This window comes from Streptomyces sp. NPDC004031 (assembly GCF_053604375.1).
In genome coordinates this window covers 110,093-134,868 of sequence record NZ_JBSGHL010000017.1, presented here as the reverse complement: position 1 = coordinate 134,868, position 24,776 = coordinate 110,093, and the positions used below count along the sequence as shown (strand labels likewise).

Sequence of the window (24,776 nt, the reverse complement as noted above, 5' to 3'; positions counted from 1 at the left end):
TGACCGCGTGGACGGACCAGACGGGGACGCGCGGGAGGGCACGCCCGACCGCGCAGGAACAGACCGGCTCATGGAGCCGCTGCGGACGAACATGCCCGCCGACGGCGACATCAGCTTCGAGGGCATCCGCGGGATGGGCAACCCCGTGCCCCTGCTGGTGCAGAACGACGGCACGAGCGTGCTCCAGCTGTGGCTCGAACCCTTCGGCCAGGACTACTGGCTGAACCCCGGCGAGTCGGTGTACGTCACCTCGTACGGCATGTGGAACGGCCACCCGTTCGAGGTGATCCACGAGGAGGACTGCATCACCGTGTGGGCGACCTCGTGGTTCGCGACGGTCTCCGACATGGCCGGGGCCGAATTCCCGGCGGGCAGCCGGAGTTAGCCCACCGCGGCCTCATGGCGCGAGGGCGGCCGCCTCCTTGGCGAGGGCGGTGACGCCCTCCCAGTCGCGGGCGGCGAGCAGATCCTGCGGGATCATCCAACTGCCGCCTACGCAGGCGACGTTCGGGAGCTTCAGATACTGCGGGGCGCGGGCCGCGTCGATCCCGCCGGTCGGGCAGAAACGGGCCCGCGGCAGCGGCGAGGCCAGCGACTTCAGGAAGGGCGCGCCCCCGGCCGGCTCCGCCGGGAAGAACTTCATGTCCGTGATGCCGCGCTCCAGCAGGTTCAGCACCTCGGAGGCCGTGGACACGCCCGGCAGGTACGGCAGCCCCGTCCCGCACATCGCGTCCAACAGCGAATCCGTCCACCCCGGGCTCACCAGGAACCGCGCCCCGGCCGCGGTCGCCGCCGCCGCGTGGTCCGGCGTGAGCACCGTCCCGGCCCCCACGACCGCGCCGGGCACCCCGAGGGCCACCGCCTGGATCGCGTCCAGCGCGGCGGGCGTCCGCAACGTGATCTCGATCGCCCCGAGCCCCCCGGCGAGCAGTGCTTGCGCGAGCGGCACGGCGTCGTCGGCGTCCTCGACGACGACGACGGGTATCACGGGGGCGAGGCCGAACACGGAATCCATGCGCTTATCCTGACCGGCGGGTCCATCCCGTGCAACGCGCGTTGCATAGGGCGCAACACCACGAGGCCTGGTTCTTGCCACCTGGCGTGGCAGGTCGCCTTTCGCCCCGGCGGGGGCTGAGCGCTCCGTTCTCCCCCAGAGCTTCACCTGGGAGGTGCCCCCACGCGCCCCTGGGTGGTTGCCACCTGGCGTGGCAGGTCGCCTTTCGCCCGGCGGGGGCTGAGCGCTCCGTTCTCCCCCAGAGCTTCGCCTGGGAGGTGCCCCCACGCGCCCCTGAAAAACAGGGGCCCTCCCGCCGCAAAGCCAGCTCCCGCAGTGGGGGCTATAGCTCGGGGACGAGGATGTCGAAGCGGGGGCCGTCTGTCTCGATGGTGAAGCCGAGGTCGCGGAGGTCGGAGGCGAGGGCCTTGCGCGTGCGGGGGCGGGCACCGGCGGAGAGGAGGGACCGCACCACACGGCCCTTCGTCGCCTTGTTGAAGTGCGAGACGACCGTGCGCCGCTCGACCCCGTCGACGACGGTGACCTGGAGCACCCGCACGGCCACCGTGCGGTCCGCGACGTCCCCGCGGGGCCGCCACGCCGCCGCGTACGCCGACGAGCGCAGGTCGAGCACGAGCCCGCCCCCCGCTGCCTCCGGCAGCACCCGCTCCAGGTGCGGCTTCCAGTACGCGGCGAGCCCGCCGGCGCCCGGCAGCCGTACGCCCATGGAGCAGCGGTACGCGGGGATGCGGTCGGCGAGGCGTACCGCGCCCCACAGGCCGGAGAAGACCAGCAGGGACTGCCCGGCGCGGCGCTTGGCGGCGGTGTCGAGGGTGGCGAGGCCGAGCGCGTCGTAGAGGACTCCGGTGTAGAGCCGTCCGGCGGGCACCGCGGGGGCGGTGCGCAGCGCGGCGTTGCGGGCGATCTCGCCGCGCAGCCCGGGGGTGAGGCCGAGGATGTCCGCGGCTTTGTCCTCGTCGCCTTCGCAGAGCGTGACCAGCTCGTCGAGCACGGCCGCGCGGGGTGCGGTGAGCGCGGGCAGCGACAGCTCGTCGAGTGCGAGCGGGCGCCCGCGGACGGCGCCGGTCTTCCCCTCCGACGGCGGCAGCAGGACGAGCACGGTTTCTCCTTCGCGCGGTGCGGTCGCCGCCAGCCTACGCGGCCTGAGCAGGGGCGCCTGATCCACTAGGATGGCGGGTACGGCAGACGAGCCGGGCGGACGGTCGCGTCGGGATCCTCGGATCCCGCCGAGGAAGGTCCGGGCTCCACAGGGCAGGGTGATGGCTAACGGCCACCCGGGGTGACCCGCGGGACAGTGCCACAGAAAACAGACCGCCGGGATCTCGGTCCCCGGTAAGGGTGAAACGGTGGTGTAAGAGACCACCAGTGCCCAGGGTGACCTGGGCAGCTAGGTAAACCCCACCCGGAGCAAGGTCAAGAGGACGGCGCGGGAACGTACCGTCCGCGCGGACGTTTGAGGGCTGCCCGCCCGAGTCCGCGGGTAGACCGCACGAGGCTGTCGGCAACGGCAGCCCTAGATGGATGGCCGTCGCCCGGACCGCCGCGAGGCGTCCGGTGCACAGAACCCGGCCTACAGCCCGGCTCGTCTGCCGCCCTCTCCCGTTCCCTGCCGGGGCGGGGCCAGGGGCCCGGCGCGGCTCTGGTGATTGAGGAATCAACCAACTGGCGGAGGTGTTGTCCCGCTCATGAAACGCATCGGCTTCCTGTCCTTCGGCCACTGGTCCGACACTCCCCACTCGCAGACGAGAACCGCCTCGGACGCGCTGCTCCAGGCCGTCGACCTGGCGGTGGCGGCGGAGGAGCTCGGGGCCGACGGCGCGTACTTCCGGGTGCACCACTTCGCCCGGCAGCTCGCCTCGCCCTTCCCGCTGCTGGCGGCGATCGGCGCGCGCACGTCGCGGATCGAGATCGGCACGGGCGTCATCGACATGCGCTACGAGAACCCCCTCTACATGGCCGAGGACGCCGGCGCCGCCGACCTCATCTCCGGCGGGCGGCTCCAGCTCGGTGTCAGCCGCGGTTCACCGGAGCAGGTGATCGACGGGTGGCGCTACTTCGGGTACGGGCCCGCCGAGGGCGAGACCGAGGCGGACATGGCCCGCAAGCACACCGAGGTGCTGCTGGAGGTGCTGCGCGGCAAGGGCTTCGCGCAGCCCAACCCGCGGCCGATGTTCCCCAACCCGCCGGGGCTGCTGCGGGTCGAGCCGCACGCGGAGGGGCTGCGGGACCGCCTGTGGTGGGGTGCGGGCTCGAACTCCACCGCGGTCTGGGCCGCCGGGCTCGGCATGAACCTGATGAGCTCGACGCTCAAGAACGACGAGGGCGGCGCGCCCTTCCACGTCCAGCAGGCCGCGCAGATCCGCGCGTACCGGCAGGCGTGGGCGGAGGCGGGCCACGACCGCGAGCCGCGCGTCTCGGTGTCGCGCAGCATCTTCGCCCTCACCGACGACCGGGACCGGGCGTACTTCGGCCGTGACGGCGACAGCGCCGACCACGTCGGCTACATCGACGCCGACACGCGCGCGGTCTTCGGCCGTACGTACGCGGCCGAGCCGGACGTGCTGGTCAAGCAGCTCGCCGAGGACGAGGCGATCGCGGAGGCGGACACGCTGCTGCTCACCGTGCCCAACCAGCTCGGCGTCGACTACAACGCCCATGTGCTGGAGAGCATCCTCACGCACGTCGCCCCGGCGCTCGCCTGGCGCTGACCCGGTCCGTCAGCGCGGCACCGTCCACGGCGGGGTCCACGTCCCCGGCCCCGAGTGGGCGGGGACGGTGGCGGCCAGGTGGGTGCGCAGCAGCGGCAGGGCTGGGTGCGGGTTGTCGCGGTGCCACAGCAGGGCGTGCGGGTAGACGGGGCTGGGGTCGGTGACCGGGACCAGGCGCAGGCCGCGGGGGGTGAGGGTGGCGGCCCGCGGCACCCGGGGCAGCGCGAACTCACCCATGAACGTGGCCAGTTCGGGGTTGCCGACGATGGTGTCGAGCAGCGCGTCGGAGCCGAAGTTGGGGCCGGTCGCCTCGATCGTGAGGCCGAACCGCGCGACCAGGTCGTCGTAGTAGGCGCCCCACTCCGTGCCGGGGGCGAGGCCGGGCATCCAGATGCGGTGCCCGGCCAGTTCGGCGAGCGGCACCGACGGGGCGTCCGCGAGGGCGTGGGCGGGGCCGGTCAGCAGGTGCAGCGGCTCGTCCAGCGCACGGGCGTACGCGATGTCGTCGGGGAGCGGATGGCCGGGTGCGACGACGGCGCGGAAGGTCGCGTCGAGGGTGCCCGCGCGGATCGCGGCGACGGCCTCCTCGATCCCGAACAGCATCACCACGTCCAGCTCGATCCCGGGGTGCGCCTGGTGGAAGGCGCGCATCGTGCCGGAGGCGGCGCTGCGCGAGGCCATGATGTCGACGCGCAGCGGGCGGCTGCCGGCCCGCACGGACGCCGCCGCGCGTTCGGCGGCGCGCAGCAGCTCGCGCGCGTGCGGCAGGAACGCCTGCCCGTCGACGGTGAGCTGGGCCCCGCGCGGGGTGCGGGTGAACAGCCGGACGCCGAGGCCGCGCTCCAGGGCGGCGATGCGCTTGGAGACGGCCTGCTGGGTGAGCGACAGCTCGGCTGCGGCCTCCTGGAAGCGCCCCGCGTCGGCCGCGGCGACGAAGGTCCGGACGGTGTCGAGGTCCATGCGGTCAGCCTAGGGACACAACCGCGGGTTGTGGCCCGGCGGCCTCGCGGTTGTTTGCGCGCCGTCGTCGGCGCCCGCTTGGATGACGCGGGTCGCGGACCGGGCGGGCAGGCCGGTCGCGCGTCCGCCCGCCGCAGGCCGGGCGGCACCGGCATGCGCGGAAGGCGGGACGGATGGGCACGGCGGGGGCGGCGGGCGGAAGCGGCGGTCAGCGGCTGGGGCGGCGGTTCGCCTGGCTGTGGGGGGCCTACGGGACGAGCGCGCTCGGCACCTGGCTGGCGTTCGGCGCCTTCCCGCTCATCGCCATCCGGGTGCTGCACGCCGGGCCCGCCGAGGTCGCCGCGCTGTCGGCGACCGGCGCGGCGGTGGGGGCGGCGGTGGCGGTGCCGCTGGGCCCGTGGGTCGAGTTCCGCCGCAAGCGGCCGGTGCTGGTGGCGCTGGACCTGGTGCGGTGCGCGGCGCTGCTGACCGTCCCATTGGCCTACGCGCTCGGGGCGCTGACCTTCGTGCAGCTGCTGGCCGTGTCGGTCGTGGTCGCCGCCGCGGACATCGGCTTCCGCACCGCCTCGGGCGCCTACCTCAAGACGCTGCTGCCGCCCGAGCACCTGCTCACCGCCAACGCGCGCTTCGAGTCGACTGCGTGGTCGACCACGATCGTCGGGCCGCCGCTGGGCGGCGCGGCGATCGGGCTGCTCGGGCCGGTGGCGACGGTGGTCGCCGACGCGGCGAGCTACCTGCTCTCCGCGCTGGGCATCCGCGCGAGCGGACGCGGCGGCGACGAACCGCGCCCCGACCGCGGAAAGATCCCCCGGACCCGGGCGCGCGACCTGCTCGACGGCTGGCGCTACATCCTCGCCGACCCGGCGCTGCGCCCGCTGTTCTTCTGCGCCGCCCTCTTCAACGCCCTGGTGATGGCCGCCGAACCGCTGCTGGCCGTGCTGATGCTGGGCCGTCTCGGCTTCACCCCGTGGGAGTACGGGCTGGCCTTCGCCGCGCCCTCGCTCGCGGGCCTGCTCGGCTCGCGGCTCGCCCGGCGCCTCGTGACGCGCTTCGGGCAGCACCGGGTACTGGTCGGCTCCGGCACGCTGCGCGCGCTGTGGCCGGTGGGCCTGGCCTTCATCGGGCCCGGAGCGGGCGGGCTGGCGCTGGTGATCGGGGTCGAGCTGGGGCTGATCTTCTGCTGCGCGGTCTTCAACCCCGTCTACGCCACGACCCGTCTGGAGCGCGCGGCCCCCGACCGGGTCGCCCGCATCCTGTCCGCGTGGGCGGTGACGACGAAGGCCTCGACGGCGCTGCTGACCGCCGTGTGGGGTGTGCTGGGCGCGCTCGTCGGCCCGCGCCCGGCGCTCGCGCTGGCCGGGGTGCTGGTCCTGGCGACCCCGCTGCTGCTCCCCCGCCGCGAGCCGGAGCCCGTGCCCGTACCGGCGTGAGGCCTTCGGCGTGCGGCCCTCGGCGGCGAGGCTCGGCGGGTGGGCGGCCCTCGGCGTCGGGGCTTCAGCGGGTGGGCGGCTGGGCGCGGGCGCAGCCGGGCGGCCACACCACGTCCACCGGTATGCCGAGGGCGCGGGCCTCCAGGACGGTGTCGGCCGTGCCGCCGCCCCTGCCGGTGGGGGGCTCGCCGTCCCACACCGCGACCAGGCGCTGGGCGCGGTGCAGCAGGGCGCGGTTGGCGGTCTCGTACGCGCGCCGGTCGGCCGTGGCGTGGTCCATGACCTCGACCTCGGCCGCGGCGGCGAGCAGCCGGTCGAAGCGGGCGGCGTGCCCGGGGCCGACCTTGGCGGCGCGGTAGTCACGGGAGGGGACGACGGCGACGAGCCGGCCGCCCGCGGCGAGCACGGCCTCGGCGAAGACGCTGTCGGCGCCCGCCGCGAGGCACGACACACCCGTCAACTCCGGCCCCGCGTAAGGGGCGAGGAGTCGGTCGAGGGCGGTCCGCACGAGCGGGACGGACTCCGGTGTGAGGTCCATGTGGCCGGTCACGGCCAGTGTCGCGCGCTGCGTCGCCATGGCGTTCGCTCCCCCTCAATCGGCCAGTTGTTCGCGGAGCCTAGCGCGCACCTCCCGGACCGGCGCCGAGTGCCCGTAGCCGACGGTGCAGGAGTAGAGCCACTCCGCGCCCTCGCGGACCCGGCCGGAGCGCACACCGGACGCGGCGTCCACGGCGGCGTGCGCCTCCGCGACGGCGGCGTGCAGGTCGCCGAGCAGGAAGTAGGTCTCGGCCAGGCCCAGCCGGTCGAGGGCGACGGCCCGCCCGGCGCCCTCGCCACGGGTGGCGAGCGCGTGCCGGATCTCCTGCCCGGCCCGCTCGGCGTGCTGGTGCGGGTCGTTGCGGGCGAGTTCGAGGTGCCGGCCGCCGGTGGTGCCCGCCAGCTCGGCCTCGTCGAAGTAGCCGATCCAGTACGGCTCCTGGCCGCCGCCGGACGTCACGGACAGCGCGTGCCGGGCCTGCTCGGTGGCGCGGGTGAAGGCGGCGGTGCGGCCCATCGCGGCGAGCGCCCAGGCCTCGCGGGTGTGCAGCATGGCGCGCAGCCGGGGTCCGGCGACCTCGCGGGAGCCGTCCTGCGCGAGCCGGATCAGCTCCAGCGCGTCCGACGGCCGCCCGGCGTAGAGGAGTTGGCGGGCCATGCCCGCGAGTACGTTGGCGCCCCACAGCCGGTCGCCCCCGGCGTGCGCGGCGCGCAGGCTGAGCCGGTAGTAGTCCTGGGCGCGGCGCTGGAGGCCGGAGTCCCAGGCCATGCCCGCCGCGGTGCCGGCGAGCAGGGCGAGCACCCGGTAGAGGCGCTCCTCGACGGCCGGTGCCTGGTGCTCGCTCAGCAGCGCGGTCACCTCGGAGAGCTGGCCGAGGACCGCGCGGCGCCGCAGCCCGCCGCCGTAACTGTGGTTCCAGGCGCGGAACGCCCGTGCCGTCTCCTCCAGTTGGCCGATGTCGCGCAGTCCCAGGCGGCCCGGACGGACCCGTCGGCGGCCGGTCTCGCCGGGGTGCATCCAGCCCTCCAGCGAATCGAGCAGGACGGGCCCGCTCATCGCGGTCGCGGCGAGCGCGCGGGCCAGCGCCCGGCGGTCCATCGCGAGGTCGGCGCGGGTGAGCCGGGCCGCCAGATCGACGGTCGCGGCGGCCTGCCACGGGGTGTCCACGCGCAGCGGCACCTCGGGGTCGGTCGCCGCCTGCGGTGCGCGGGCGCGCTCCCAGGGCCGGGAGGCCAGGCCGAGCAGATCGCCGGGAACGCGCAGGCCGTCGGCGATCCGCCGCAGCACCTCGATCGAGGTGATCTGGGCGCTGCCGGACATGATCGTCGAGACCTTGCCGGGCGTGAGGCCGCACGCGAGGGCGATCTTGTTCTGGGACATCCCCGCGTACTGCTTCAGCAGCCGGAAGGCGGCGGCGAAGTCGTGCTCACGCAGGGCGTGTCGGAGGTCCGGCCTGGCCAGGACGCCGGACGGGATGGGCGAGGGGCTCACGGTGTACTCGGCGCTTCCTCGTGTTCGTCGGGCCCGCGGAAGCCCGACTGGGGCTTCGCGCACGGGGGTTACCGCCTCGGGAACCCGGGACGGTACTACCCGCATTCGTCCCGCCCCACGACTCTGGGTACATGCCTGATCACGAGACGGCCCAGACGCTCGGCGCGCGCCGGGGTGCGCCCCCGGCCGCGCCACCCCGCGCACCGCGCCGCTGCGACCACTGCGGGCGGACCACCACCGAGTGGGCGGTACGCGAACGCGCCGACGACCGCGGCCCGGTGGAGCTGGTGTGGTGCCGTGACGCGCGGTCCTGCGGCGCCACCCGCCGCGCGTGCCGCACCCTGCCCCGCACCTGGGACAGGTGAGTTGAGCCGGGCCCCCGGCGGTTCGCCGTGCTGCCGGAGGCCCCGCCTGCGTGACCCGTGCTCCCCCGCGCCGGGTCACGCAGGCACCCATGCCCGCGGGGTCGCCGACCGCCGCGTTCGGCCCGCTCCCCGCGGCGGGGGGCGGTGGCGGGACCTGGCTCAGTCGTCCTTGCTGACGGCGTACCACAGGTCGAGGTTGGTCCGGAACAGCCGGCCCGGGTATTCCTCCCCGGTGTCGGGGACGGTGATCCGGACGTACGGGTGGTCGCCCTTGTCGACGGTCACCTTGCCGCCGCCGTACACCTCCGGCTTCTTCGCCGCGGCGGCCTTCAGCCGGCCCGCGACGGCGTCGGCGGTGTCCTCGTCCTTGGTGACCACGCACATCACCTCGGTGTTCTTGCCGCCGTCGTCCGCCTGGCCGAGCACGGTCAGCTGCACGTCCTCCTTGGCGCCGAGCGCGTTGAAGTCGGCGCGGTAGACGTCGCCGAGGCAGTCGGCGGCCCGCCCGTACTGCTCCGAGCCCGCGAGCGAGTCGCCCTTGCCGGGGTCGGCGGCCGTGAAGCCCGCGGCGCTCGTGGAATAGCGCACCTCGTCCTCGGTGACCAGGATCGTCAGGCCGCCGCCCTTGTCGCCGCCCTTGGAGGTCAGGACGTCCGTGCCGTCCCTCTTCGCCGCCGTCCAGCCGGCGGCCTTGAGCTTGGCGACGACCGCGGCCTGGTCGAAGTCGCCCTGCCAGACGCCGGATTCGCCGGTGTCGATCTCGTTCGCGATCTGCTCCGGCTTGAGCGTGTCGCCCCACGGCGGCCCCGCGTAGCTGTTGAGCAGCGCGCTCGGCGACACCGCGACGGAGCTGTAGCGCTTCTTGTCGGACGCGCTCAGCTTGCGCACCCGCTCCTGGTCGACGTACGTCACCTGCTGTGACGCGGCGCTCTTCGGCAGGTGCCGCAGCGCCTTCTCCGTCGCCGAGCCACCGCCCGAGCCGGACGAGCAGCCGCTCACGGCGGCCGCGACCAGCACGACGGCGGCGAGCGCGGGGGCGGAGCCGCGGACGACCGCGGAGACGGACGGGGCAGCGGATCTGTCAGGTCCTATGTGCATGACAGTGCAGCCTAGGGGGAGTTGTCATTGCAGGGCGGCGATCGCTTTGCGTACGCGGGTCGCCAGTGCGTCGGGCAGCGGGCCGAAGCCGACGGCGGTGGCGTCCTGCGCGCCGGGTGTGGTCGTCGCGTACGTCAGGAAGGCCCGCAGCGTGGCGAGGGTTCCGGCGGTGTTGCCCTTCGCGCACACGACGGCGTAGCTGACGGCGGTGATCGGGTAGGCGCCCGGCGCGCTGCCGGCGTAGTCGGGGGCGAGTACGAGGTCGCCGCCGGGGCCGCCGCCCGCGGTCGCGTGCGTGAGGAAGGCGGTGGCGGTGGCGGGGCCGACCGCCACCGGGTCGCCCGCGCCGGTCGCGATCCGCACGGTGGCGAGCGGGTCGGCGGGGCCGGCGACGGTGTAGCCGATCGAGCCCGCGACCGTTCCGACCTCGTGCTCCTGGGCGATCGCGCCGGTGCTCCCGACACCGTTCCCGTCCGGCCACGAGCCGTCGGGGGTGTGGGTCCAGACGGATCCCGCGGCCGTGTGCAGATAGGTGGTCAGGGCCAGGGTCGAGCTGCTGTAGTCGGCGCGGTGGACGGCCCGGACCGCGGTGGAGGGGAGCGTGGCGTCCGGGTTGAGGCTGCCGATCGCCGCGTCGTCCCAGCGGGTGATGCGGCCGTCGAAGATCTTCGCGAGCGTGGTCGCGTCCAGGACCAGGTCCTTCACGCCGGGCACGTTGTAGACGACGGCGATCTGCGCGGCTGCGAGCGGCAGATCGACGGCCTGCCCGCCGTCCTGGCTGTCGCAGCGGGCGCGCGACTGGTCGAGGCCCCTCTGATCGAGCGGGGCGTCGTCCACCGCGAAGTCCGTCTGCCCGGACAGGAAGCTCGTGAGGCCCGCGTCCGGGCCCGTGCCGAGGTAGCCGACCGTGGCGCCGGGGCACCGCGCCTGGAAGCGCGTCGTCCACCGGTTCATGAGCGGGCCGACCAGGTTCGAGCCGCTCCCCCGGACGCCGCCCTGGGCGCCGGCGCAGGAGAAGGGGGCGGCGGTGGCGGTGGGGGACGCGCTCTTGCCGGGGCCGTCGGCCGAGGCGTGGTCACCGCCGTGGTCGCCGCCGTCGCGCAGGACGACCAGGGGTACGGTCACGGCCGCCGTGACCGCGAGCACGGCGCCGGTGACGACGGCCGTGGTGCGCTTCGGCCTGGGCCGCCGCGGGGCGGGGGCACCGGAGGCGGACGGTATATAAGGGGCGGGCGGTACGGGAGGGACCGCGGGCGCGGGGGCCGCGTCGGGGCGGGTCACGTTGTCCGGTCGCGTCGGGGTGTCCCGGCGCGTCGGGGTGTCCCGGCGCGTCGGGGTGTCGGCGGGCGCGGGTACGGACGGGGGTCCGGCGGGAGCGGCGGGTGCGGGTGCGGGTGCGCCGGAAGCGGGCGCCGGGGCCGCGGGCGGCTCTCCCGTGGGCGCCGACAGGGCGGTGAGCAGCTCCCCCACGGTGGGCCGGTCGGCGGGCTCCTTCGCCAGGCACCCCGCGACGAGGGGCCGCAGCGTGCCGGGCAGCCCCGTCAGGTCGGGGTCCTCGTGCACGACCCGGTAGCCGATGCCGTACGAGCCCTTCCCGTCGAAGGGGCCGTGGCCGGTCGCGGCGAAGACCAGCACGGAGCCGAGCGCGAAGACGTCGCCCTCGGGGCCGACGCCCCCGGTGCGCAGTTGCTCGGGGGACATGTAGCCGGGCGTGCCGATGACGACGCCGGTCGTGGTGAGCGGGGCGGCGGTGACGGCGCGGGCGATGCCGAAGTCGATGACGCGCGGGCCGTCGTCGGCGAGCAGCACATTGCCGGGCTTGAGGTCGCGGTGGACCAGGCCCGCGCGGTGGATGTCGCGCAGCGCCTCGGCGAGCCCGGCGGCGAGCCGCCGCAGGGCGTACGCGCTGAGCGGCCCGGCGGACGTGACGTGCTGGTGCAGCGAGGGGCCGGGGACGAAGAGGGTCGCGAGCCAGGGCTGCTCGGCGTCCGGGTCGGCGTCCACGACGGGGGCGGTGAAGGCCCCGCTGACCCGCCGCGCCGCCTCGACCTCGTGCCGGAAGCGGACCCGGAAGCCTTCGTCGGTGACCAGTTCCGGCCGGATGACCTTGACCGCGAGCCGCCGCCCGGACACCGAGCGGCCGAGGAAGACCACGCCCATGCCCCCGGCGCCCAGCCTGCGCTCCAGCCGATAGCCGCCGATGGACGACGGATCCCCCTCCTGCAGCGTCACCGTGCGTTCCCTCCCCTGTCTCGGCGCAGCACCAGGATAGGGACGCCGGACCCACCGGGTCGCCTTCCCGGAAGACGGGCGACTTGTCCGTTTTACCGGTTAAGGCATAAATGACTTCTTCAGGAAGTTAAGAGCTTATTCATGCGATAAGGCCACGGAATACCTCGCGGCCGGAACGTGACGCGCGGCACAGGACGCACATCACTTACTACCCCGCTTAGTGGATTACCGCCCCCTCCCCCGGGCCCATTTCCCAGGGAGTACCCGGACCGGCCCGGCACGCTTTCTACTAGGCCGCTTAGAACACCAGGTAATTGTCGCGTCAAATTCCAGCTGATAGCAATGTGCTCGCCGCAGCGCACCGCAATCGAAATGCGGGTCGGACTGGCATCGGCGGGGGCCGGCGTCTGCGGACAGGCAATAACTGGAACGAGGTCCGCACCATGCCGAAGCACGCCCGTAACCGCTCGCTCGCAAAGCGTCTGGTCTCCGTGCGCGGAGCCGTCGTCGTCGGAACGTTCGCCGCGCTCTCCTGCGGGATCGTCACCGGCACGGCGAGCGCCGCCACCCCGGAGAAGGCTCCCGCCAAGTCGACCGTGTCCGCGAAGCAGAAGGCCGAGCACAAGGCCGCCAAGCGCACGTACACCGTCAAGAAGGGCGACACCCTGATCGGCATCGCCCGGCACCACAAGGTGACCGGCGGCTGGAAGGGCATAGCCGCCCGCAACCACATCTCCAGCCCGTACATCATCCACCCGGGCCAGGTGCTCCAGCTCCCGCACGCCCCGCACGCGCACGCCCCGGCCGCGAAGGCGCCCGCGGCCAAGGCCCCGGCCGCGAAGACGACGGCGTCCACGGCCACCGCCACGACGTCCGCCGCGACCACCGCGACGACCACCACGACCACCGCGCAGACGGCGAGCACCGCCACCGCCTACCCGGACAACCTGGACGGCTGGATCAACCACTCGCTGGCCATCATGAAGCAGCAGGGAATTCCCGGCAGCTACGACGGCATCTACCGCAACATCATGCGCGAGTCCTCCGGCAACCCCAAGGCCATCAACCTGTGGGACTCCAACGCCGCCGCCGGCACGCCGTCCATCGGTCTGCTCCAGGTGATCCAGCCGACCTTCGACGCGTACCACGTGCCGGGCACCTCGACCGACATCTACGACCCGGTCGCGAACATCACCGCCGCGTGCAATTACGCGTACCACGTGTACGGCTCGATCGACAACGTCAACGGCCCGTACTAAACCGCGATTTCGCATTCACCCCGGCGCACCCGCGCCGCCCGCCGGAAAGGCGGGCGGCGCGGGTGCGGCGGCTTCGGTCGGGAAAGGCCGCCGGGTCGAAACGGATCAGGCCGGATCAGGAGCAGGCGGTGCCGTTCAGGGTGAAGGCGCTGGGGGACGCCGTACTGCCCGTCGAGGTGCCCTGGAAGCCGAAGGACTGCGAACCGCCCGCCGGGATCGAGCCGTTGTAGGCCAGGCTGCTGGCCGTGACGGCGCCGGAGGACGGGCTCACCGTGGCGTTCCAGGCGCTGGTGACGCTCTGGCCCGAGGGCAGGGTGAAGCCGAGCTTCCAGCTGCTGACCGCGCTGGAGCCGGTGTTGGCGATCGTGACGTTGGCGGTGAAGCCGCCAGACCAGGTCTGCGTCGCGTACGTCACCTTGCAGGCCGACGAGCCCGTGCCGCCGGTGCTGCCGCCGTTGGTCGAACCGCCGTTGGTCGAACCGCCGTTGGTCGTACCGGTCGACGTACCGCTGGAGGTGCCGCCGTTGGTGGTGCCGCTCGACGTACCGCCGTTCGTGGTGCCGCCGTTGGTCGAGCTGCCGCCGGTGTTGACCGAGGACGAGAAGGAGTTGACGGACAGGCCCGCGCCGTTCTGCCAGGGCTCGAAACCGGCCTGCACGCTGGTGAGGTACCAGTTGCTCTGGGCCAGCCCGCGGCTGATCGTCTCGTTCGCGAAGTCCTTGACGTCGAAGCTCCAGCTGCTGATCGCCGAGGGCGCGACGAAGGAGATGACGTCGTTGCCGCCGTTGTTGCCGGTCCACACGTCCCAGCTGCGGCCGCCGACGTTGGCGGTGCCCACCTTGGAGCCCACCGGCTGGACCGCGCCGACATGGTTGAACCACACCATGATCTCGGTCTTGTTGACGCCGTCCGTCTTCGCGGTCGGGTCCAGCCAGATGTCGTAGGCCGCGTCGAAGACCGCGTTGCTCACGTAGCCGTACGAGATGCTCGTCGGCGCGCTGCTGATGCCGCTGAGCTGCGCGGGCAGGTTGGTGCCGGGCGAGCAGTTCTTGTAGTGGCAGCCGTTGTAGATCGACGGGTACGACTTCGGGGCGCCGTTGGTGGCCACCGAACCGTCGGCCGTGGTGACCTGGAAACCGTTGCTGGTGACGTTGATGCACTGGGCCTCGCTGGTGCCCCAGCGGTTGTTCTGCACGACGTACTTGCCCGCGGTCGTCGACCCGTACTGGTCGCAGATCTGGGTGTCGGCGTGCGCGGCCGGGGCGGAGGCCAGGGTGACCAGGCCGCCGACGCCGAGGCCGAGTACCGCGAGCGCGGCGACGGCGGTTCTGCGCGTGGAGCGGAGGGCTTGCTGTAGCGACTTCATGCTTGTCCCTTCGATGACAGGCACGGAGGTGGGGGGACCGAGCAAGCGCGGTGCGGGCGGGCTCCTTTCGATGCGATTCGATCGTGGTTCGATTCGATTCGATCAGCATGGGAGCGCTCCCACAACTGCTTCGGAACAAGGACGGTAAGGGTGGCGTCCCACGCGTGGCAAGAGTCCCGTCCGACCCACGCACGTATCCGCAGGTGGGGGCCACCGGCCGACGCGGGGCACTGCGCTGGATGGGGGCCGTACGGGCGCGTCGCGGGAGGCGTGCACCGGCCGGACGGGGCCCGCGGGTTGACTGGGCCGCCGGACGGGAGCGGGTGGAGGCGGCGTGGTGGCGGGCAGCGACGAGAGCGACGGCAGGAGCGGGGACAGCGGCAGGAGCGCGAGCGGTACGGCCGCGGGGCGCGGCGACGGGCGGACCGGCGGCACCGGCGCCACGGACGGCACCGGCCACCAGCCCACCGCCCCGCGCGCCCTGGACTACGCAGCCCTGTTCGCCGCCGTCCCGGCCGCCTGCGTCGTCCTCGACCGCGACCTCACGATCGTCGCCCTCAACGACGCCTACGCCGAGGTCACCTCCCGCACCGCCGCCGAGCTGACCGGCCTCAACTTCTTCGACGCCTATCCGCCCGACCCCGGCGAGCCGACGTCCCACGGCGCCGAGGCCCAGCGCCACGGCCTGGAGCTGGCGCTGCGCACCGGCCGCCCCAACATGCTGCTGCTGCACCGCTTCGCGATCCCCCACCCCGGCCGGCCCGGCGCCTTCGACCCCCGCTGGTGGAACGTCACCAACCGCCCGCTGGTCGGCCCGGAGGGTCAGGTGGAGCTGATCATCCACCGCATCGACGACGTCACCTCCTTCGTCCGCGGGGAGCACGAGGGCGGCGGGCCCGCGCCGGACGACGAGCTGATGAAGGCCCCGCGCGCCGAGCTGTTCACCCGGGCGCGCGAGCTCCAGCAGGCCAACGCCCAGCTCCAGGAGATGACCAGCCGCAGCCGCGACCTCGCCCTCACCCTCCAGCGCGCGATGCTCACCACCCCCGACCTGGACACCCACGCGGAGATCGCGGTGCGCTACCGCCCGGCGCTGCGCGACCTCAACGCGTGCGGCGACTGGTACGACGTGCTGGACCTCCCCGACGGGCGGCTCGGCCTGACGGTCGGCGACGTCGTCGGCCACGGGGTGGACGCGGCGAGCGTCATGGGGATGCTGCGCAGCGCGCTGAGCGCGGCGATGCGCGTCGCGGACGGCCCGAGCGGCGCGCTGGAGACGCTCGGGCTGTACGCGCGGTCGATGCCCGGGGCGATGTCGTCGACGACCTTCGCGTGCCAGGTCTATCCGTCGAGCAAGCTGCTCACGTACAGCAACGCGGGCCATCCGCCGCCGGTGCTGATGCGCGCGGACGGCACCTCCCGCTTCCTGGACCAGGCCACCGACCCGCCGCTGGGCGTCCGCATGGAGCACGTGCCGCGCCCGCAGGCGACCGCCGACTACAGGGGCGGCGACACGCTGGTGATGTACACCGACGGCCTGATCGAGCGGCGGGACGAGGACATCGATGTCGGCCTGGACCGGCTCGTCGCCGCCGTCCGCGAACTGCGCACCCTCGATCCCGAGGAGCTGGCGGACGGGCTGCTGAAGGCGATGGCCAAACCGGACGGCCAGGAGGACGACGTCTCCCTCATGGTCATCCGGCTCTGACCCGTCTCAGGGGGTCAGGACGACCCGGTGGCCGGGCTCGGCGCGCGCCGTCCAGGCGGCCTCGACGTCGGCGAGCGGTACGGGTACGGGCGTGATCGCGAGCCCGCCCGAGCCGATGTGGGCGGCGAGTCCGGGCAGCTCGGCCACGATCCCGGCGGTGCTGACGGAGCCCTGGCCGCTGCCCAGCAGCGAGACGTTCGCGGCCCGCAGCCAGGCCGAGGGCAGGGTGATGTCGGGCCCGGCGACCGAGCCGATCTGCACCCAGGCGAGCGGCGCGGAACGGTCCCTGCGGGCGGTCAGGACCGCCCGCAGGGCGGTTTCGGTGGGCGGGCCCCACACGTAGTCGAGCACGACATCGACATCGGCGGCCTCCCGCCCGAGAGCGTCCGCGCCGCCCCCGCCGTCCGCGCCGTTCCCGCCGTTCCCGAGCGACACGACCGCGTCGGCGCCGAGGCCGGGCAGCAGGGCGAGCCGTTCGGGGTCGCGCCCGGCGGCGACGACGCGGGCGGCGCCGAGGTGCCGGGCGATCTGGACGGCGAGCATGCCGGCGTTCCCGGTCGCGCCCAGCACCAGGACGTGCGCACCGGGTGCGAGGGCGGCGCGGCGGCGCAGCGCGATCCACGAGGACATGCCGGGGTTCATCGCCGCGGCCACCGCGACGGGGTCGGTGCCGGGCGGCAGGACGACCGCCCGCCGCCGGTCGGCGACGGCCTGCTCCGCCATGGTGCCGGGGGCGTCGTCGGACGCGACGAAGTACAGCAGTTCGCCCTGCTCCGTACGGCCGACCGCGTCGACGCCGGGGACCAGCGGCAGCACGCCGTCCGAGGTGTAGTGGCTGCCGTCGGCGGCGGACCGTACGCGCGGGTGCAGCCCGGCGGCGAGGACGTCCACCAGGATCTCGTGCTCACCGCGGGGCTGCGGGGTCTCGACGGTGCCGTAGCGCGGCGGGGTGTCGAAGCTGTGGACGACGGCGGCATGCATGGGGCGGCCCTCCCGGGGGCGGAGTATGGTTTGTGCCACGTACTACCTCGACGGTAGTTTGTGCCACGTACTACGTCAAGCGACGGGAGACCGCGATGCCCGCGGAAACGATGCCGACCGGCACGGAAGTGCTGCCCGCGAGCGGCCGTACGGACGGCGGCACGGAGGCGATACGCACGATGGACGCGCTGGTGCAGCTGTCGTTCGTGGTGCAGGCCGAACTCGCCCGGGTCGCCGCGGAGTACGACCTGTCGGTGATCCAGGCCCGGCTGCTGGGCATCCTGCGCGACCGCCGCCCCGGCATGCTCGAACTCGCCCGCCACCTGGGCCTGGACAAGTCCTCCATGACCGGCCTGGTCTCCCGCGCCGAGAAGCGCGGCCTCGTCCGCCGCGAGCCCTCCCCCCACGACGGCCGCGCCGTCCTGGTCGCCCTCACCCCCGAGGGCCGCGCCCTGACCGACCACGCGGCAACCGCGATCGCCGCCCGCATCACGGCGCTGACGTCCCCCCTGACACAGCAGGAACGCGCACTGCTGCCCGCGCTGGCGGCAAAGCTGCTCCCGGAACCGGGCGCGGACGCGGTGTGAGCACGCGCCGGGCGTACGGTCAGCGCGCGGCGGGCCTCAGCAGGCCGTCGGCGAGCGCGTCCACCAGGCCGTCCGGCACGGAGGCGCCCGTCAGGGCGCGGTAGACGAGCGGCCCGACGAGCGCGTCCAGCAGCGCGTCCGGCCCGAGCGCGGGTCCGGGCGCGGGTCCGGGCGCGATCGCCCCAGCCTCGATCGCACCCGCGAGCAGGGCGCGCTCCTGCGCCCTGCGCGGGTCGAGGTAGCGCGTCCGCAGCCGCTCGGCGGTGCCGGGGTCGTGCTGCGCCTCGGCGAGGAGCGCGAGCAGGACCTTGCCCGCCGGGTCGTCGGCGAGGAAGCGCGCGAGGGCGCGCAGGTAGCCGCGGACGGCGTCCGCGGTGGGCGTGTCCACCGGGACGGGGAGGCGTTTGGCGCTGTCCTCGACGAGGGTGTCGAGCAGGATCTCCCCCTTGGACGGCCACCAGCGGTAGATCGTCTGCTTGGCGACGCCGGCGCGGCGCGCGATCGCCTCGACGGTCAGGGCGCCGAAGCCGAGTTCGACGAGCAGGTCGTCCGCGGCGTGCAGGACCGCGAGCCGCGCGGCCTCGTCCCGCCGGGGGCCGGAACGCGGCCTGCGGGCGGGCGGCGGGCTGGCGTCGGGCATGTGGCCACCTTATCCGGCGGGGGCTTCCCGGACATTGTCTAGACGCACCGTCTCGTCTAGAGTCAGCTCTCCCCGCCACCCCCCGAAGGAGTACGCGTTGTCCACCGCCACCGCCACCGCCACCGCCACCGCCACACGCCAGGCCCTCGTCATCGGAGCCTCCCGCGGGCTCGGCCTCGTCCTCGCCGACGAGCTGGCCCGCCGCGGCCGGCACGTCGTCGCCACCGTGCGCCGCGACAGCGCGGAGCTGCGGGCCGTCGCCCGCGCCCGGGAGGGCCGGGTGGAGATCGAGACGCTGGAGATGACCAGCCCGCACGAGCTGGCGGCGCTGCGCGAACGGCTGACCGGCCGGGCGCTCGACCTGCTCTTCGTCAACGCCGCCGTCGACCGCGGCGATCTGCCCGTCACCGAGGTCTCCACCGCGATGTTCACCGAGGTGATGCTGACCAACGCGCTGAGCCCGCTGCGTGCGCTGGAAGCCCTACGGCCGCTGGTCGCGCCCGGCGGCACGGTCGCCGTCATGTCCTCCGAACAGGGCAGCGTCAGCCTCAACACCGAGCCCGGCTACGAGCTGTACAAAGCCAGCAAGGCCGCGCTCAACCAGCTGATGCGCAGCTACGCCACCCGCCACGCCGACGACGGCCACACCAAGCTCCTCCTCGACCCCGGCCACAACCGCACCCGCCTCGGCGGCCCCGCCGCGCCGCTCCTCCCGGAGGAGAGCGTCCCGCTGCTGGTGGACGTCCTCGAAGCGCACTCCGGCACACCGGGCCTGCGCTTCCTGGACCGCCACGGGGCGGACGTCCCCTGGTAGCCCGGGGGCCCCGGCACGCCACACGCGAGGTGGACCCCACCCTGGAGACGGGAAGGCCCCGGCGTTTTCCGGAAGAGGCCGTACTCCGGATCGTCCGGGACGAGGCCACCGGATCCGGCCGCTGCTGTCGCACGACCATCCGAGTCATCCTGCGGGTGCATTGCTCAAAAATTGAGGACAAAAGGGGATCTCTTTACCGCTGGCTCGAACATACGAGCCCGATCCGCACAGAAAAGGGACCCTCTCTCATGCGCGCATCCGCACGCCTGGCCAGGTTCGTCCTGGCGCTCGGTTCGGCGGCCGTCCTGGCCGTCACCATGACCACCGACGCGCACGCCGCCTCGGGGCAGATCCGGTACTGGGACTACGCGCAGAACGAGTTCCGGATCGACAGCCCGCCGGACAACGTCTGCCTCACGCTCCAGGTCTACGCCACGCTGCTGTCCAACGAGACGGACAAGACGCTGAGCTACTTCCACAACGCCGACTGCACCAACTTCACCGGGAATCTGGCACCGGGCCGGGCGGTGGCCTACCAGAGCCCGCTGTCGGTCCGGATCATCGGCTGACCGTCGGCGTCCGGTGGCCGGGGCCCGGCGAGGCCCCGGCCGCGTACGGTCGCGCGGGTGGTCAGCGGCGCCAGAACAGGTGGTGCACGATGCCGCTCGGGCTCGGGATCACCTCCAGGTGGAAGCGGTCCTCCAGGTCCTTCGGGGAGTCCCACAGCCGCAGCCCCTCCCCCAGCTCCAGCGGGGCGACGGCGACGTGCAGTGTGTCGACGAGGTCGGCGTCCAGGAACTCGCGGACCGTGGTGACCCCGCCGCCGAGCCGTACGTCCTTGCCGTCCGCCGCCTCGCGCGCCTGCGCGAGGACGGTCGCCGGGTCGGCGTCGACGAAGTGGAAGGTGGTGTCGGAGAGCGAGAACGACGGCCGGGTGTGGTGCGTCATGACGAACACCGGCGTACGGAACGGCGGCTCGTCACCCCACCAGCCCTGCCACTCGTGGTCCTCCCACGGGCCGCGCTGCGGACCGAACTTGTTGCGCCCCATGATCTCGGCGCCGATGTTGTTCAGGAAATCCCGCGTGAAGTAGTCGTCCAGCCCGCGCGTCCCGCCGGGGTCGGTCCGGTTCGGCCAGCTCGCCGTCGCCCCGGCCCAGCTGAACAGCCGCTCGGGGTGCGGGAGCCCGAAGGGCATCTCCAGACTCTGGTTCTCCGCGGCTGCGACGCCGTCCCGCGCGACGCAGAAATTCATGACCCTGAGCAGCTGTCCCATGGCGTTGACCTCGCCGTTCCCTGTCCGTGCCGTCATGTGGAGCGGATGCCCCACATAGGTACGTCGAACGGCGCGGCCCGCGATCGACACGACACGCGGAATTCCTCCCGCGCGTCATCCGGCCGGAGCAGCCGGGAGGCGTCCTCGCCGGTAGGCCTAGCCTCGGATGCTGCGCGCCAGCCAGGGGGTCAGGGTGCTGCGGGGGATCAGCTCCCTGTACGTCTCGTCGCCCGGGAGGGGGACGGTCAGCCAGGTGCCCGAGAAGAGGCGGCGGGCGGTCACGTAGGCGAGGCCTTCGCGGACGGAGCGGAGGAAGGCGGGGACGCTGTCGCGGGGGACGTCGTGGAAGTCGACCCCGTCGACGGTGATCTTCGCGTCGTCCTCCGGGAAGAGGCGGACGGACAGCGCGGGCGAGCCGCCGAGGTCGACGAAGGCCTCGTGCGGGAGCGAGCCGTCGGGGTCGAGGACGGTGAAGGCCCCGGCGGACGTACGGCGGGAGGTGCGGTCGGCGCCGATGTCGTCGGTGACGGCCATCTCCAGGCCGTACTCCTCGGCGATCTCGCGGATCGCGCGCACCGCGGCCTCGGTGCTCGGCAGGTGCGGACGCGGGCGCGGGCGCGGGTGCGGGCGCGGGCGCGGGGCGTTCATGGACCCCATCGTGCCCGACCGCCGGGAACGGCGGTGACCTGGCCTTTCCCCGCGGGCGGGACATTTGTACCGGGGCCCCGGGGACATTCGGTGCTGCCCCGGCCAACCCCCGTGCCCCTAGCGTCAGTTGCATGGAAGATGCCGCGCGGCTACGCGCAGTACGGAAGAGGTTCGGGAGCGTCGAGGCCGTCGCCGGGCTCGATCTGCGGCTCGCCGCGGGCGAGACCTGCGCGCTGCTCGGGCGCAACGGCGCCGGGAAGTCCACGACGATCGCGCTGCTGCTGGGGCTGGACCGCCCGGACGACGGGGAGGTGCGGGTCTTCGGCGGGACCCCGCGGGAGGCCGTGCGGGCGGGCCGGGTGGGGGCGATGCTCCAGGCGGGCAGCCCCGTGCCGCGGGCGACCGTACGGGAGCTGGTGGACTTCGTGGCCGCCACGTATCCGCGGCCGCTGCCCGCGGGCGAGGCGCTGGAGCTGGCCGGGATCGGGGAGCTGGCGGAGCGGCGGGCGGACCGGCTGTCCGGCGGGCAGGCGCAGCGGCTGCGGTTCGCGCTGGCGGTGGCGGGCGGGCCGGAGCTGCTGGTGCTGGACGAGCCGACGGCGGCGCTGGACGTGGAGGCCCGGCGCGCGTTCTGGCGCTCGATGCGCGGGTACGCGGCGCGCGGCAACACCGTGCTGTTCTCGACGCACTACCTGGAGGAGGCGGACGGCAACGCGGACCGCGTCGTCGTCCTCGACGGGGGCCGTACGGTCGCCGACGGCACCGGCGAGGAGATCAAGCGGCGGGTCGGCGCGACGCTCGTGGCGTTCGACCTCGCGGGCGGCGGCACCGCGGGGCTGCGCACGCTGCCGGGGGTGCTGTCGCTGGAGGTGCGCGGCGAGCGGGCGGTGCTGCGCAGCGCCGACTCCGACGCGACCGTCCTCGCGCTGGCCGCCGCCGGACGGGTGCGCGGGCTGAGCGTGACGCCCGCGAGCCTGGAGGAGGCGTTCCTCACCCTGACCGCGCACGACACCCCGCACGAGACCGAAGACCACGAGCCCGCCGCGGCTCCGTACGAGGAGGCCGTCCGATGATGCTCGCCTACATCCGCCTGGAGGTCCGCCGCACGCTGCGCGACACCGGCTTCGTCGTCGTGGGCATCGCGACCCCGTTGCTGATGTACCTGCTCTTCACCAACCTCGGCACCGGGGAGTCCGCCGAGGACACCATGGACTACGCCCGCTACTCGATGATCGGCATGGCCGCGTACGGGGCGATGGGCGCGGCCCTCGGCGTGGGGCCGGGGATCGCGGACGACAAGGCGCGCGGCTGGCTGCGGCAGCTGCGGGTGACCCCGCTGACCCCGCTCCAGGTGGTGCTGGCGCGGGCGCTGACGGCGGGGGTGACGGTGCTCCCGGCGATCGTGTCCGTCTTCGCCGCGGGCGCGCTCGTGGACGGGGTGCGGCTCGCGGTGTGGCAGTGGGCCGCGGCGGCGGTACTGATGTGGCTGGGCACGATCCCCTTCACCCTGCTGGGGCTCGGCAACGGCTACGGGCTCACCGCGCAGACCGCCGGTGTCGTGAGCATGGTCAGCATGATGGGGCTCTCGGTGCTCGGCGGGCTGTGGCTGCCGGCGGACGTCTTCCCCGGCTGGCTGGCCGCGATATCGCGCTGGACGCCCACCGCCCGCTTCGGCGATCTGGGCTGGAGCGTGCTGGACCGGCACGCCCCCGGTCCGGGCACGGTGGCGGTGCTGGGCCTTTGGCTGGTCGTTTTCGCCGGTTACGCTGTGTTCTCCTACCGGCGGAGCGCCCGGACCGTATGACCGTACGACCGTACGGACCGGCGTCGCCTCCCCCGGCGGACGCAAGGCGGCAGCGCACTCGACGGGGGACGGGGACCACCATGGCAAGGACGAGGACGGAACGGGCAGGCACCGCGAAAGCGGACGCCGACGCCCCGGACGAGGCGTGCAGCCGCCGCATGTGGTGGCGGCGCGGCCCCGAGGACTTCGAGCAGGAGGTCGAGCACCTCAAGGCGCCCGACGGCGGGGCCCTCATCCCGTGGCTGCTGATGGTGATCGGCCCCGGCGCGGACATCCTCAAGGGCGAGGTGGCCCTGCCCTGGCTCGCCGGGAGCGGGCTCCTGCTCTTCTGCGTGCTGTACGTGTCCACCGTCCGCTCGTCCTTCAGCGAGCGGTGGCGGCGCAGCCGGGTGCCCTACCGGCTGCTCGCGGCGCTCGGCGCGGTCACGCTCGCGCTGGCGATCGGCTACGGCGGCAACTTCATGCTGCTGTTCGTGCTGACGTCGCTGGGCGCGGGCTGCGTGTCGCGCAGCCGCCGCTTCCTGGGCGCCTCGCTGACGGTGCTCAGCGCCTCGGCGGGCGTGGTGTCGAGCCTGCACCACGAGGGCTTCTGGAGCACCACGAGCCTGGCGTACGGGACGTTCCTGTCCGGCTTCGTCGTGTCGCTGATCATCACGCTCTTCCAGGCGGTGGCGCAGCTCAAGGCCACCCGGCAGGAGCTGGCGCGCAACGCCGTCGCCGAGGAGCGGCTGCGTTTCTCGCGCGACCTGCACGATCTGCTGGGGCACACGCTGTCCGTCGTCGTGGTCAAGGCGGAGGCCGCGCGGCGGCTCGCGCCGCGCGACATGGACGCGGCGCTGACGCAGGTCGGCGACATCGAGGCGGTCGGGCGGCAGGCCCTCACCGAGATCCGCGAGGCCGTCACCGGCTACCGCGAGGGCAGCCTCGCGACCGAGCTGGACCGGGCGCGCTCGGCGCTGGCCGCCTCCGACATCGAGGTCGTGGTGCGGGAGTCGGGCCCGCCGCTGCCGCCGCAGACCGAGGCGCTGCTGGGCTGGGTGGTGCGCGAGGGGGTCACGAACGTCGTACGGCACAGCGGCGCGGCCCGCGCCCGGATCGAGCTGCACGCGGCGGACGGGCAGGCCCGGCTGACGATCACCGACGACGGCTGCGGCCCCGCGCCCGCCGCCCCGCCGCGCCCCACGGCCGCCGGGAGCACCGCGACGCTGCCCCGTACGGGCACGGGCCTGCGCGGCCTGACCGAGCGCCTCGCCGCGGCGGGCGGCTCCCTGACGACCGGCCCGTCCCCGTCGGGCGGCTTCCGCGTGACGGCGGTGCTGCCGACGGGCGAGGACACGGCGGGCTGAGCCGGGGGCGCGGCCGGGCCCGGGTCGGGCCTGGTGTCCGGCCGCGCGGGGTCAGGCCTCCGGGGTCGGCGTGCGCAGGTCGGCCACGACGCGGAAACGCTCCAGCACCACCGGGGTGGTGTCGTCGACCGTGAAGTGCGGGTCGTCCAGGGCCTCGCGCATCGCGTCGCTGTGCCAGAAGGCCTCGTGGCCGCGGCGCCACTGCTCGACCGTCGTGTAGCCCTCCCCCTCGTCCACCGCGTGCGCGAGGTCCACCTCCCCGAGCGGCACCACCCGCACCTCGGTGACCTCGACGACGGCGACCCCCTGCCCGGCGGAGTCCAGCACCACCGACCGCTCCCCGACCCGCGGCAGCTCCTCCCCCTCGTGCGTGTAGGCGGCGACGACCCCGGTCGTGGACGTCTTGCTGCCGTCCAGCACCGCGGCGACCAGCTGGTCGCGCAGCTCCCCGGGAAAGCCCAGCTGCATGATCCCCGGCGGCTCGGCGCCGCCCTCTGTTCCACTCGTCATG

The 24,776-nt window shown here is 74.0% G+C and carries 25 protein-coding genes and 1 other RNA gene; 13 read left to right on the top strand and 13 right to left on the bottom strand.

The window, feature by feature from the left end:
• Positions 1-7 precede the first annotated feature (7 nt).
• Positions 8-385, top strand: coding sequence for a hypothetical protein (locus ACWERV_RS14000; RefSeq protein ID WP_452932614.1), 378 nt, complete (start codon positions 8-10; stop codon positions 383-385).
• Between the two features lie 12 nt (positions 386-397).
• On the opposite strand, the gene eda is transcribed toward ACWERV_RS14000, so the two are convergent.
• A complete protein-coding gene (gene eda / locus ACWERV_RS13995) occupies positions 398-1,015 on the bottom strand; it encodes a bifunctional 4-hydroxy-2-oxoglutarate aldolase/2-dehydro-3-deoxy-phosphogluconate aldolase (protein ID WP_452932612.1) in 618 nt (205 codons plus the stop codon).
• 322 nt (positions 1,016-1,337) lie between these two features.
• Positions 1,338-2,114 carry a peroxide stress protein YaaA gene (yaaA, locus tag ACWERV_RS13990; RefSeq protein ID WP_452932611.1) on the bottom strand — a complete coding sequence of 259 codons (777 nt, stop codon included), beginning with the start codon at positions 2,112-2,114 and terminating at the stop codon, positions 1,338-1,340.
• A gap of 87 nt (positions 2,115-2,201) precedes the next feature.
• Here yaaA and rnpB point away from each other — a divergent pair.
• Positions 2,202-2,604: RNase P RNA component class A (gene rnpB, locus ACWERV_RS13985), an RNA gene on the top strand.
• Positions 2,605-2,700: 96 nt separating this feature from the next.
• Positions 2,701-3,723 carry an LLM class flavin-dependent oxidoreductase gene (locus ACWERV_RS13980; RefSeq protein ID WP_398191682.1) on the top strand — a complete coding sequence of 341 codons (1,023 nt, stop codon included), beginning with the start codon at positions 2,701-2,703 and terminating at the stop codon, positions 3,721-3,723.
• Positions 3,724-3,732: 9 nt separating this feature from the next.
• Here ACWERV_RS13980 and ACWERV_RS13975 read toward each other — a convergent pair whose 3' ends face one another.
• Complete coding sequence (locus ACWERV_RS13975) at positions 3,733-4,683, bottom strand: LysR family transcriptional regulator (protein WP_452932610.1); 951 nt, start codon at positions 4,681-4,683, stop codon at positions 3,733-3,735.
• 173 nt (positions 4,684-4,856) lie between these two features.
• On the opposite strand from ACWERV_RS13975, the gene ACWERV_RS13970 reads away from it, so the two are divergent.
• A complete protein-coding gene (locus ACWERV_RS13970) occupies positions 4,857-6,113 on the top strand; it encodes an MFS transporter (protein ID WP_452932608.1) in 1,257 nt (418 codons plus the stop codon).
• Between the two features lie 64 nt (positions 6,114-6,177).
• Here the strand turns inward: ACWERV_RS13970 and ACWERV_RS13965 are convergent, their stop codons facing one another.
• Both ACWERV_RS13965 and ACWERV_RS13960 read right to left on the bottom strand, forming a co-directional pair.
• On the bottom strand, positions 6,178-6,690 hold the full coding sequence (locus tag ACWERV_RS13965; RefSeq protein WP_452932607.1) for a hypothetical protein: 513 nt from the start codon (positions 6,688-6,690) through the stop codon (positions 6,178-6,180).
• 15 nt (positions 6,691-6,705) lie between these two features.
• Positions 6,706-8,142: a helix-turn-helix domain-containing protein gene (locus ACWERV_RS13960; protein ID WP_452932605.1), complete on the bottom strand. Its 1,437-nt coding sequence runs from the start codon at positions 8,140-8,142 to the stop codon at positions 6,706-6,708.
• A 131-nt stretch (positions 8,143-8,273) separates the two neighbouring features.
• Between ACWERV_RS13960 and ACWERV_RS13955 the strand changes: the two genes are divergently transcribed.
• Positions 8,274-8,507 (top strand): hypothetical protein, encoded by a 234-nt coding sequence (locus ACWERV_RS13955; RefSeq protein ID WP_398191696.1) that lies wholly within the window; start codon positions 8,274-8,276, stop codon positions 8,505-8,507.
• Between the two features lie 159 nt (positions 8,508-8,666).
• Here the strand turns inward: ACWERV_RS13955 and ACWERV_RS13950 are convergent, their stop codons facing one another.
• Together ACWERV_RS13950 and ACWERV_RS13945 are read right to left on the bottom strand one after the other, a co-directional pair.
• Entirely contained in the window at positions 8,667-9,605 is a 939-nt protein-coding gene (locus ACWERV_RS13950) for a hypothetical protein (RefSeq protein ID WP_452932604.1), read from the bottom strand.
• A gap of 24 nt (positions 9,606-9,629) precedes the next feature.
• The gene (locus tag ACWERV_RS13945) at positions 9,630-11,837 is read right to left on the bottom strand and encodes a serine/threonine-protein kinase (RefSeq protein WP_452932602.1); all 2,208 of its coding nucleotides are present in this window, start codon (positions 11,835-11,837) and stop codon (positions 9,630-9,632) included.
• 443 nt (positions 11,838-12,280) lie between these two features.
• Here ACWERV_RS13945 and ACWERV_RS13940 point away from each other — a divergent pair, with 443 nt between their 5' ends.
• Positions 12,281-13,096 (top strand): LysM peptidoglycan-binding domain-containing protein, encoded by an 816-nt coding sequence (locus ACWERV_RS13940; RefSeq protein ID WP_452932600.1) that lies wholly within the window; start codon positions 12,281-12,283, stop codon positions 13,094-13,096.
• A 115-nt stretch (positions 13,097-13,211) separates the two neighbouring features.
• Here the strand turns inward: ACWERV_RS13940 and ACWERV_RS13935 are convergent, their stop codons facing one another.
• Positions 13,212-14,462, bottom strand: a complete 1,251-nt coding sequence (locus ACWERV_RS13935) for a GH12 family glycosyl hydrolase domain-containing protein (RefSeq protein WP_452932598.1) — start codon at positions 14,460-14,462, stop codon at positions 13,212-13,214.
• A 334-nt stretch (positions 14,463-14,796) separates the two neighbouring features.
• On the opposite strand from ACWERV_RS13935, the gene ACWERV_RS13930 reads away from it, so the two are divergent.
• The gene (locus tag ACWERV_RS13930) at positions 14,797-16,170 is read left to right on the top strand and encodes a PP2C family protein-serine/threonine phosphatase (RefSeq protein WP_452932595.1); all 1,374 of its coding nucleotides are present in this window, start codon (positions 14,797-14,799) and stop codon (positions 16,168-16,170) included.
• 6 nt (positions 16,171-16,176) lie between these two features.
• Here the strand turns inward: ACWERV_RS13930 and ACWERV_RS13925 are convergent, their stop codons facing one another.
• The gene (locus tag ACWERV_RS13925; RefSeq protein ID WP_452932592.1) at positions 16,177-17,151 is read right to left on the bottom strand and encodes a quinone oxidoreductase family protein; all 975 of its coding nucleotides are present in this window, start codon (positions 17,149-17,151) and stop codon (positions 16,177-16,179) included.
• 95 nt (positions 17,152-17,246) lie between these two features.
• On the opposite strand from ACWERV_RS13925, the gene ACWERV_RS13920 reads away from it, so the two are divergent.
• Positions 17,247-17,738, top strand: a complete 492-nt coding sequence (locus ACWERV_RS13920) for a MarR family winged helix-turn-helix transcriptional regulator (RefSeq protein ID WP_452932588.1) — start codon at positions 17,247-17,249, stop codon at positions 17,736-17,738.
• Positions 17,739-17,757: 19 nt separating this feature from the next.
• Here ACWERV_RS13920 and ACWERV_RS13915 read toward each other — a convergent pair whose 3' ends face one another.
• The gene (locus ACWERV_RS13915; RefSeq protein ID WP_452932585.1) at positions 17,758-18,378 is read right to left on the bottom strand and encodes a TetR/AcrR family transcriptional regulator; all 621 of its coding nucleotides are present in this window, start codon (positions 18,376-18,378) and stop codon (positions 17,758-17,760) included.
• 97 nt (positions 18,379-18,475) lie between these two features.
• Between ACWERV_RS13915 and ACWERV_RS13910 the strand changes: the two genes are divergently transcribed.
• Both ACWERV_RS13910 and ACWERV_RS13905 read left to right on the top strand, forming a co-directional pair.
• Positions 18,476-19,192, top strand: a complete 717-nt coding sequence (locus ACWERV_RS13910; protein ID WP_452932582.1) for an SDR family NAD(P)-dependent oxidoreductase — start codon at positions 18,476-18,478, stop codon at positions 19,190-19,192.
• 248 nt (positions 19,193-19,440) lie between these two features.
• On the top strand, positions 19,441-19,761 hold the full coding sequence (locus ACWERV_RS13905; RefSeq protein WP_452932579.1) for a hypothetical protein: 321 nt from the start codon (positions 19,441-19,443) through the stop codon (positions 19,759-19,761).
• A 61-nt stretch (positions 19,762-19,822) separates the two neighbouring features.
• Here the strand turns inward: ACWERV_RS13905 and ACWERV_RS13900 are convergent, their stop codons facing one another.
• Together ACWERV_RS13900 and ACWERV_RS13895 are read right to left on the bottom strand one after the other, a co-directional pair.
• Positions 19,823-20,467, bottom strand: coding sequence for a dihydrofolate reductase family protein (locus ACWERV_RS13900; protein WP_452932632.1), 645 nt, complete (start codon positions 20,465-20,467; stop codon positions 19,823-19,825).
• 156 nt (positions 20,468-20,623) lie between these two features.
• Positions 20,624-21,115: a hypothetical protein gene (locus ACWERV_RS13895; RefSeq protein ID WP_452932576.1), complete on the bottom strand. Its 492-nt coding sequence runs from the start codon at positions 21,113-21,115 to the stop codon at positions 20,624-20,626.
• A gap of 131 nt (positions 21,116-21,246) precedes the next feature.
• Between ACWERV_RS13895 and ACWERV_RS13890 the strand changes: the two genes are divergently transcribed.
• The 3 genes from ACWERV_RS13890 (at position 21,247) to ACWERV_RS13880 (ending at position 24,265) form a co-directional block, all read left to right on the top strand.
• Complete coding sequence (locus ACWERV_RS13890) at positions 21,247-22,188, top strand: ABC transporter ATP-binding protein (protein WP_452932573.1); 942 nt, start codon at positions 21,247-21,249, stop codon at positions 22,186-22,188.
• The gene (locus ACWERV_RS13885; protein WP_452932630.1) at positions 22,188-22,919 is read left to right on the top strand and encodes an ABC transporter permease; all 732 of its coding nucleotides are present in this window, start codon (positions 22,188-22,190) and stop codon (positions 22,917-22,919) included. The genes ACWERV_RS13890 and ACWERV_RS13885 overlap by 1 nt, the downstream gene beginning before the upstream one ends.
• A gap of 80 nt (positions 22,920-22,999) precedes the next feature.
• Positions 23,000-24,265: a sensor histidine kinase gene (locus ACWERV_RS13880; RefSeq protein ID WP_452932570.1), complete on the top strand. Its 1,266-nt coding sequence runs from the start codon at positions 23,000-23,002 to the stop codon at positions 24,263-24,265.
• Between the two features lie 51 nt (positions 24,266-24,316).
• Here ACWERV_RS13880 and ACWERV_RS13875 read toward each other — a convergent pair whose 3' ends face one another.
• Positions 24,317-24,775: an ASCH domain-containing protein gene (locus ACWERV_RS13875; RefSeq protein ID WP_452932567.1), complete on the bottom strand. Its 459-nt coding sequence runs from the start codon at positions 24,773-24,775 to the stop codon at positions 24,317-24,319.
• Position 24,776: the final 1 nt, after the last annotated feature.

Excerpts from the sequence above, each read along its gene's own strand:
- eda (WP_452932612.1), bottom strand. The coding sequence starts at position 1,015 with ATGGATTCCGTGTTCGGCCTCGCCCCCGTGATACCCGTCGTCGTCGTC.
- ACWERV_RS13980 (WP_398191682.1), top strand. The coding sequence starts at position 2,701 with ATGAAACGCATCGGCTTCCTGTCCTTCGGCCACTGGTCCGACACTCCC.
- ACWERV_RS13975 (WP_452932610.1), bottom strand. The coding sequence starts at position 4,683 with ATGGACCTCGACACCGTCCGGACCTTCGTCGCCGCGGCCGACGCGGGG.
- ACWERV_RS13970 (WP_452932608.1), top strand. The coding sequence starts at position 4,857 with ATGGGCACGGCGGGGGCGGCGGGCGGAAGCGGCGGTCAGCGGCTGGGG.
- ACWERV_RS13965 (WP_452932607.1), bottom strand. The coding sequence starts at position 6,690 with ATGGCGACGCAGCGCGCGACACTGGCCGTGACCGGCCACATGGACCTC.
- ACWERV_RS13955 (WP_398191696.1), top strand. The coding sequence starts at position 8,274 with ATGCCTGATCACGAGACGGCCCAGACGCTCGGCGCGCGCCGGGGTGCG.
- ACWERV_RS13950 (WP_452932604.1), bottom strand. The coding sequence starts at position 9,605 with ATGCACATAGGACCTGACAGATCCGCTGCCCCGTCCGTCTCCGCGGTC.
- ACWERV_RS13940 (WP_452932600.1), top strand. The coding sequence starts at position 12,281 with ATGCCGAAGCACGCCCGTAACCGCTCGCTCGCAAAGCGTCTGGTCTCC.
- ACWERV_RS13935 (WP_452932598.1), bottom strand. The coding sequence starts at position 14,462 with ATGAAGTCGCTACAGCAAGCCCTCCGCTCCACGCGCAGAACCGCCGTC.
- ACWERV_RS13925 (WP_452932592.1), bottom strand. The coding sequence starts at position 17,151 with ATGCATGCCGCCGTCGTCCACAGCTTCGACACCCCGCCGCGCTACGGC.
- ACWERV_RS13920 (WP_452932588.1), top strand. The coding sequence starts at position 17,247 with ATGCCCGCGGAAACGATGCCGACCGGCACGGAAGTGCTGCCCGCGAGC.
- ACWERV_RS13915 (WP_452932585.1), bottom strand. The coding sequence starts at position 18,378 with ATGCCCGACGCCAGCCCGCCGCCCGCCCGCAGGCCGCGTTCCGGCCCC.
- ACWERV_RS13905 (WP_452932579.1), top strand. The coding sequence starts at position 19,441 with ATGCGCGCATCCGCACGCCTGGCCAGGTTCGTCCTGGCGCTCGGTTCG.
- ACWERV_RS13900 (WP_452932632.1), bottom strand. The coding sequence starts at position 20,467 with ATGGGACAGCTGCTCAGGGTCATGAATTTCTGCGTCGCGCGGGACGGC.
- ACWERV_RS13895 (WP_452932576.1), bottom strand. The coding sequence starts at position 21,115 with ATGAACGCCCCGCGCCCGCGCCCGCACCCGCGCCCGCGCCCGCGTCCG.
- ACWERV_RS13890 (WP_452932573.1), top strand. The coding sequence starts at position 21,247 with ATGGAAGATGCCGCGCGGCTACGCGCAGTACGGAAGAGGTTCGGGAGC.
- ACWERV_RS13885 (WP_452932630.1), top strand. The coding sequence starts at position 22,188 with ATGCTCGCCTACATCCGCCTGGAGGTCCGCCGCACGCTGCGCGACACC.
- ACWERV_RS13880 (WP_452932570.1), top strand. The coding sequence starts at position 23,000 with ATGGCAAGGACGAGGACGGAACGGGCAGGCACCGCGAAAGCGGACGCC.
- ACWERV_RS13875 (WP_452932567.1), bottom strand. The coding sequence starts at position 24,775 with ATGACGAGTGGAACAGAGGGCGGCGCCGAGCCGCCGGGGATCATGCAG.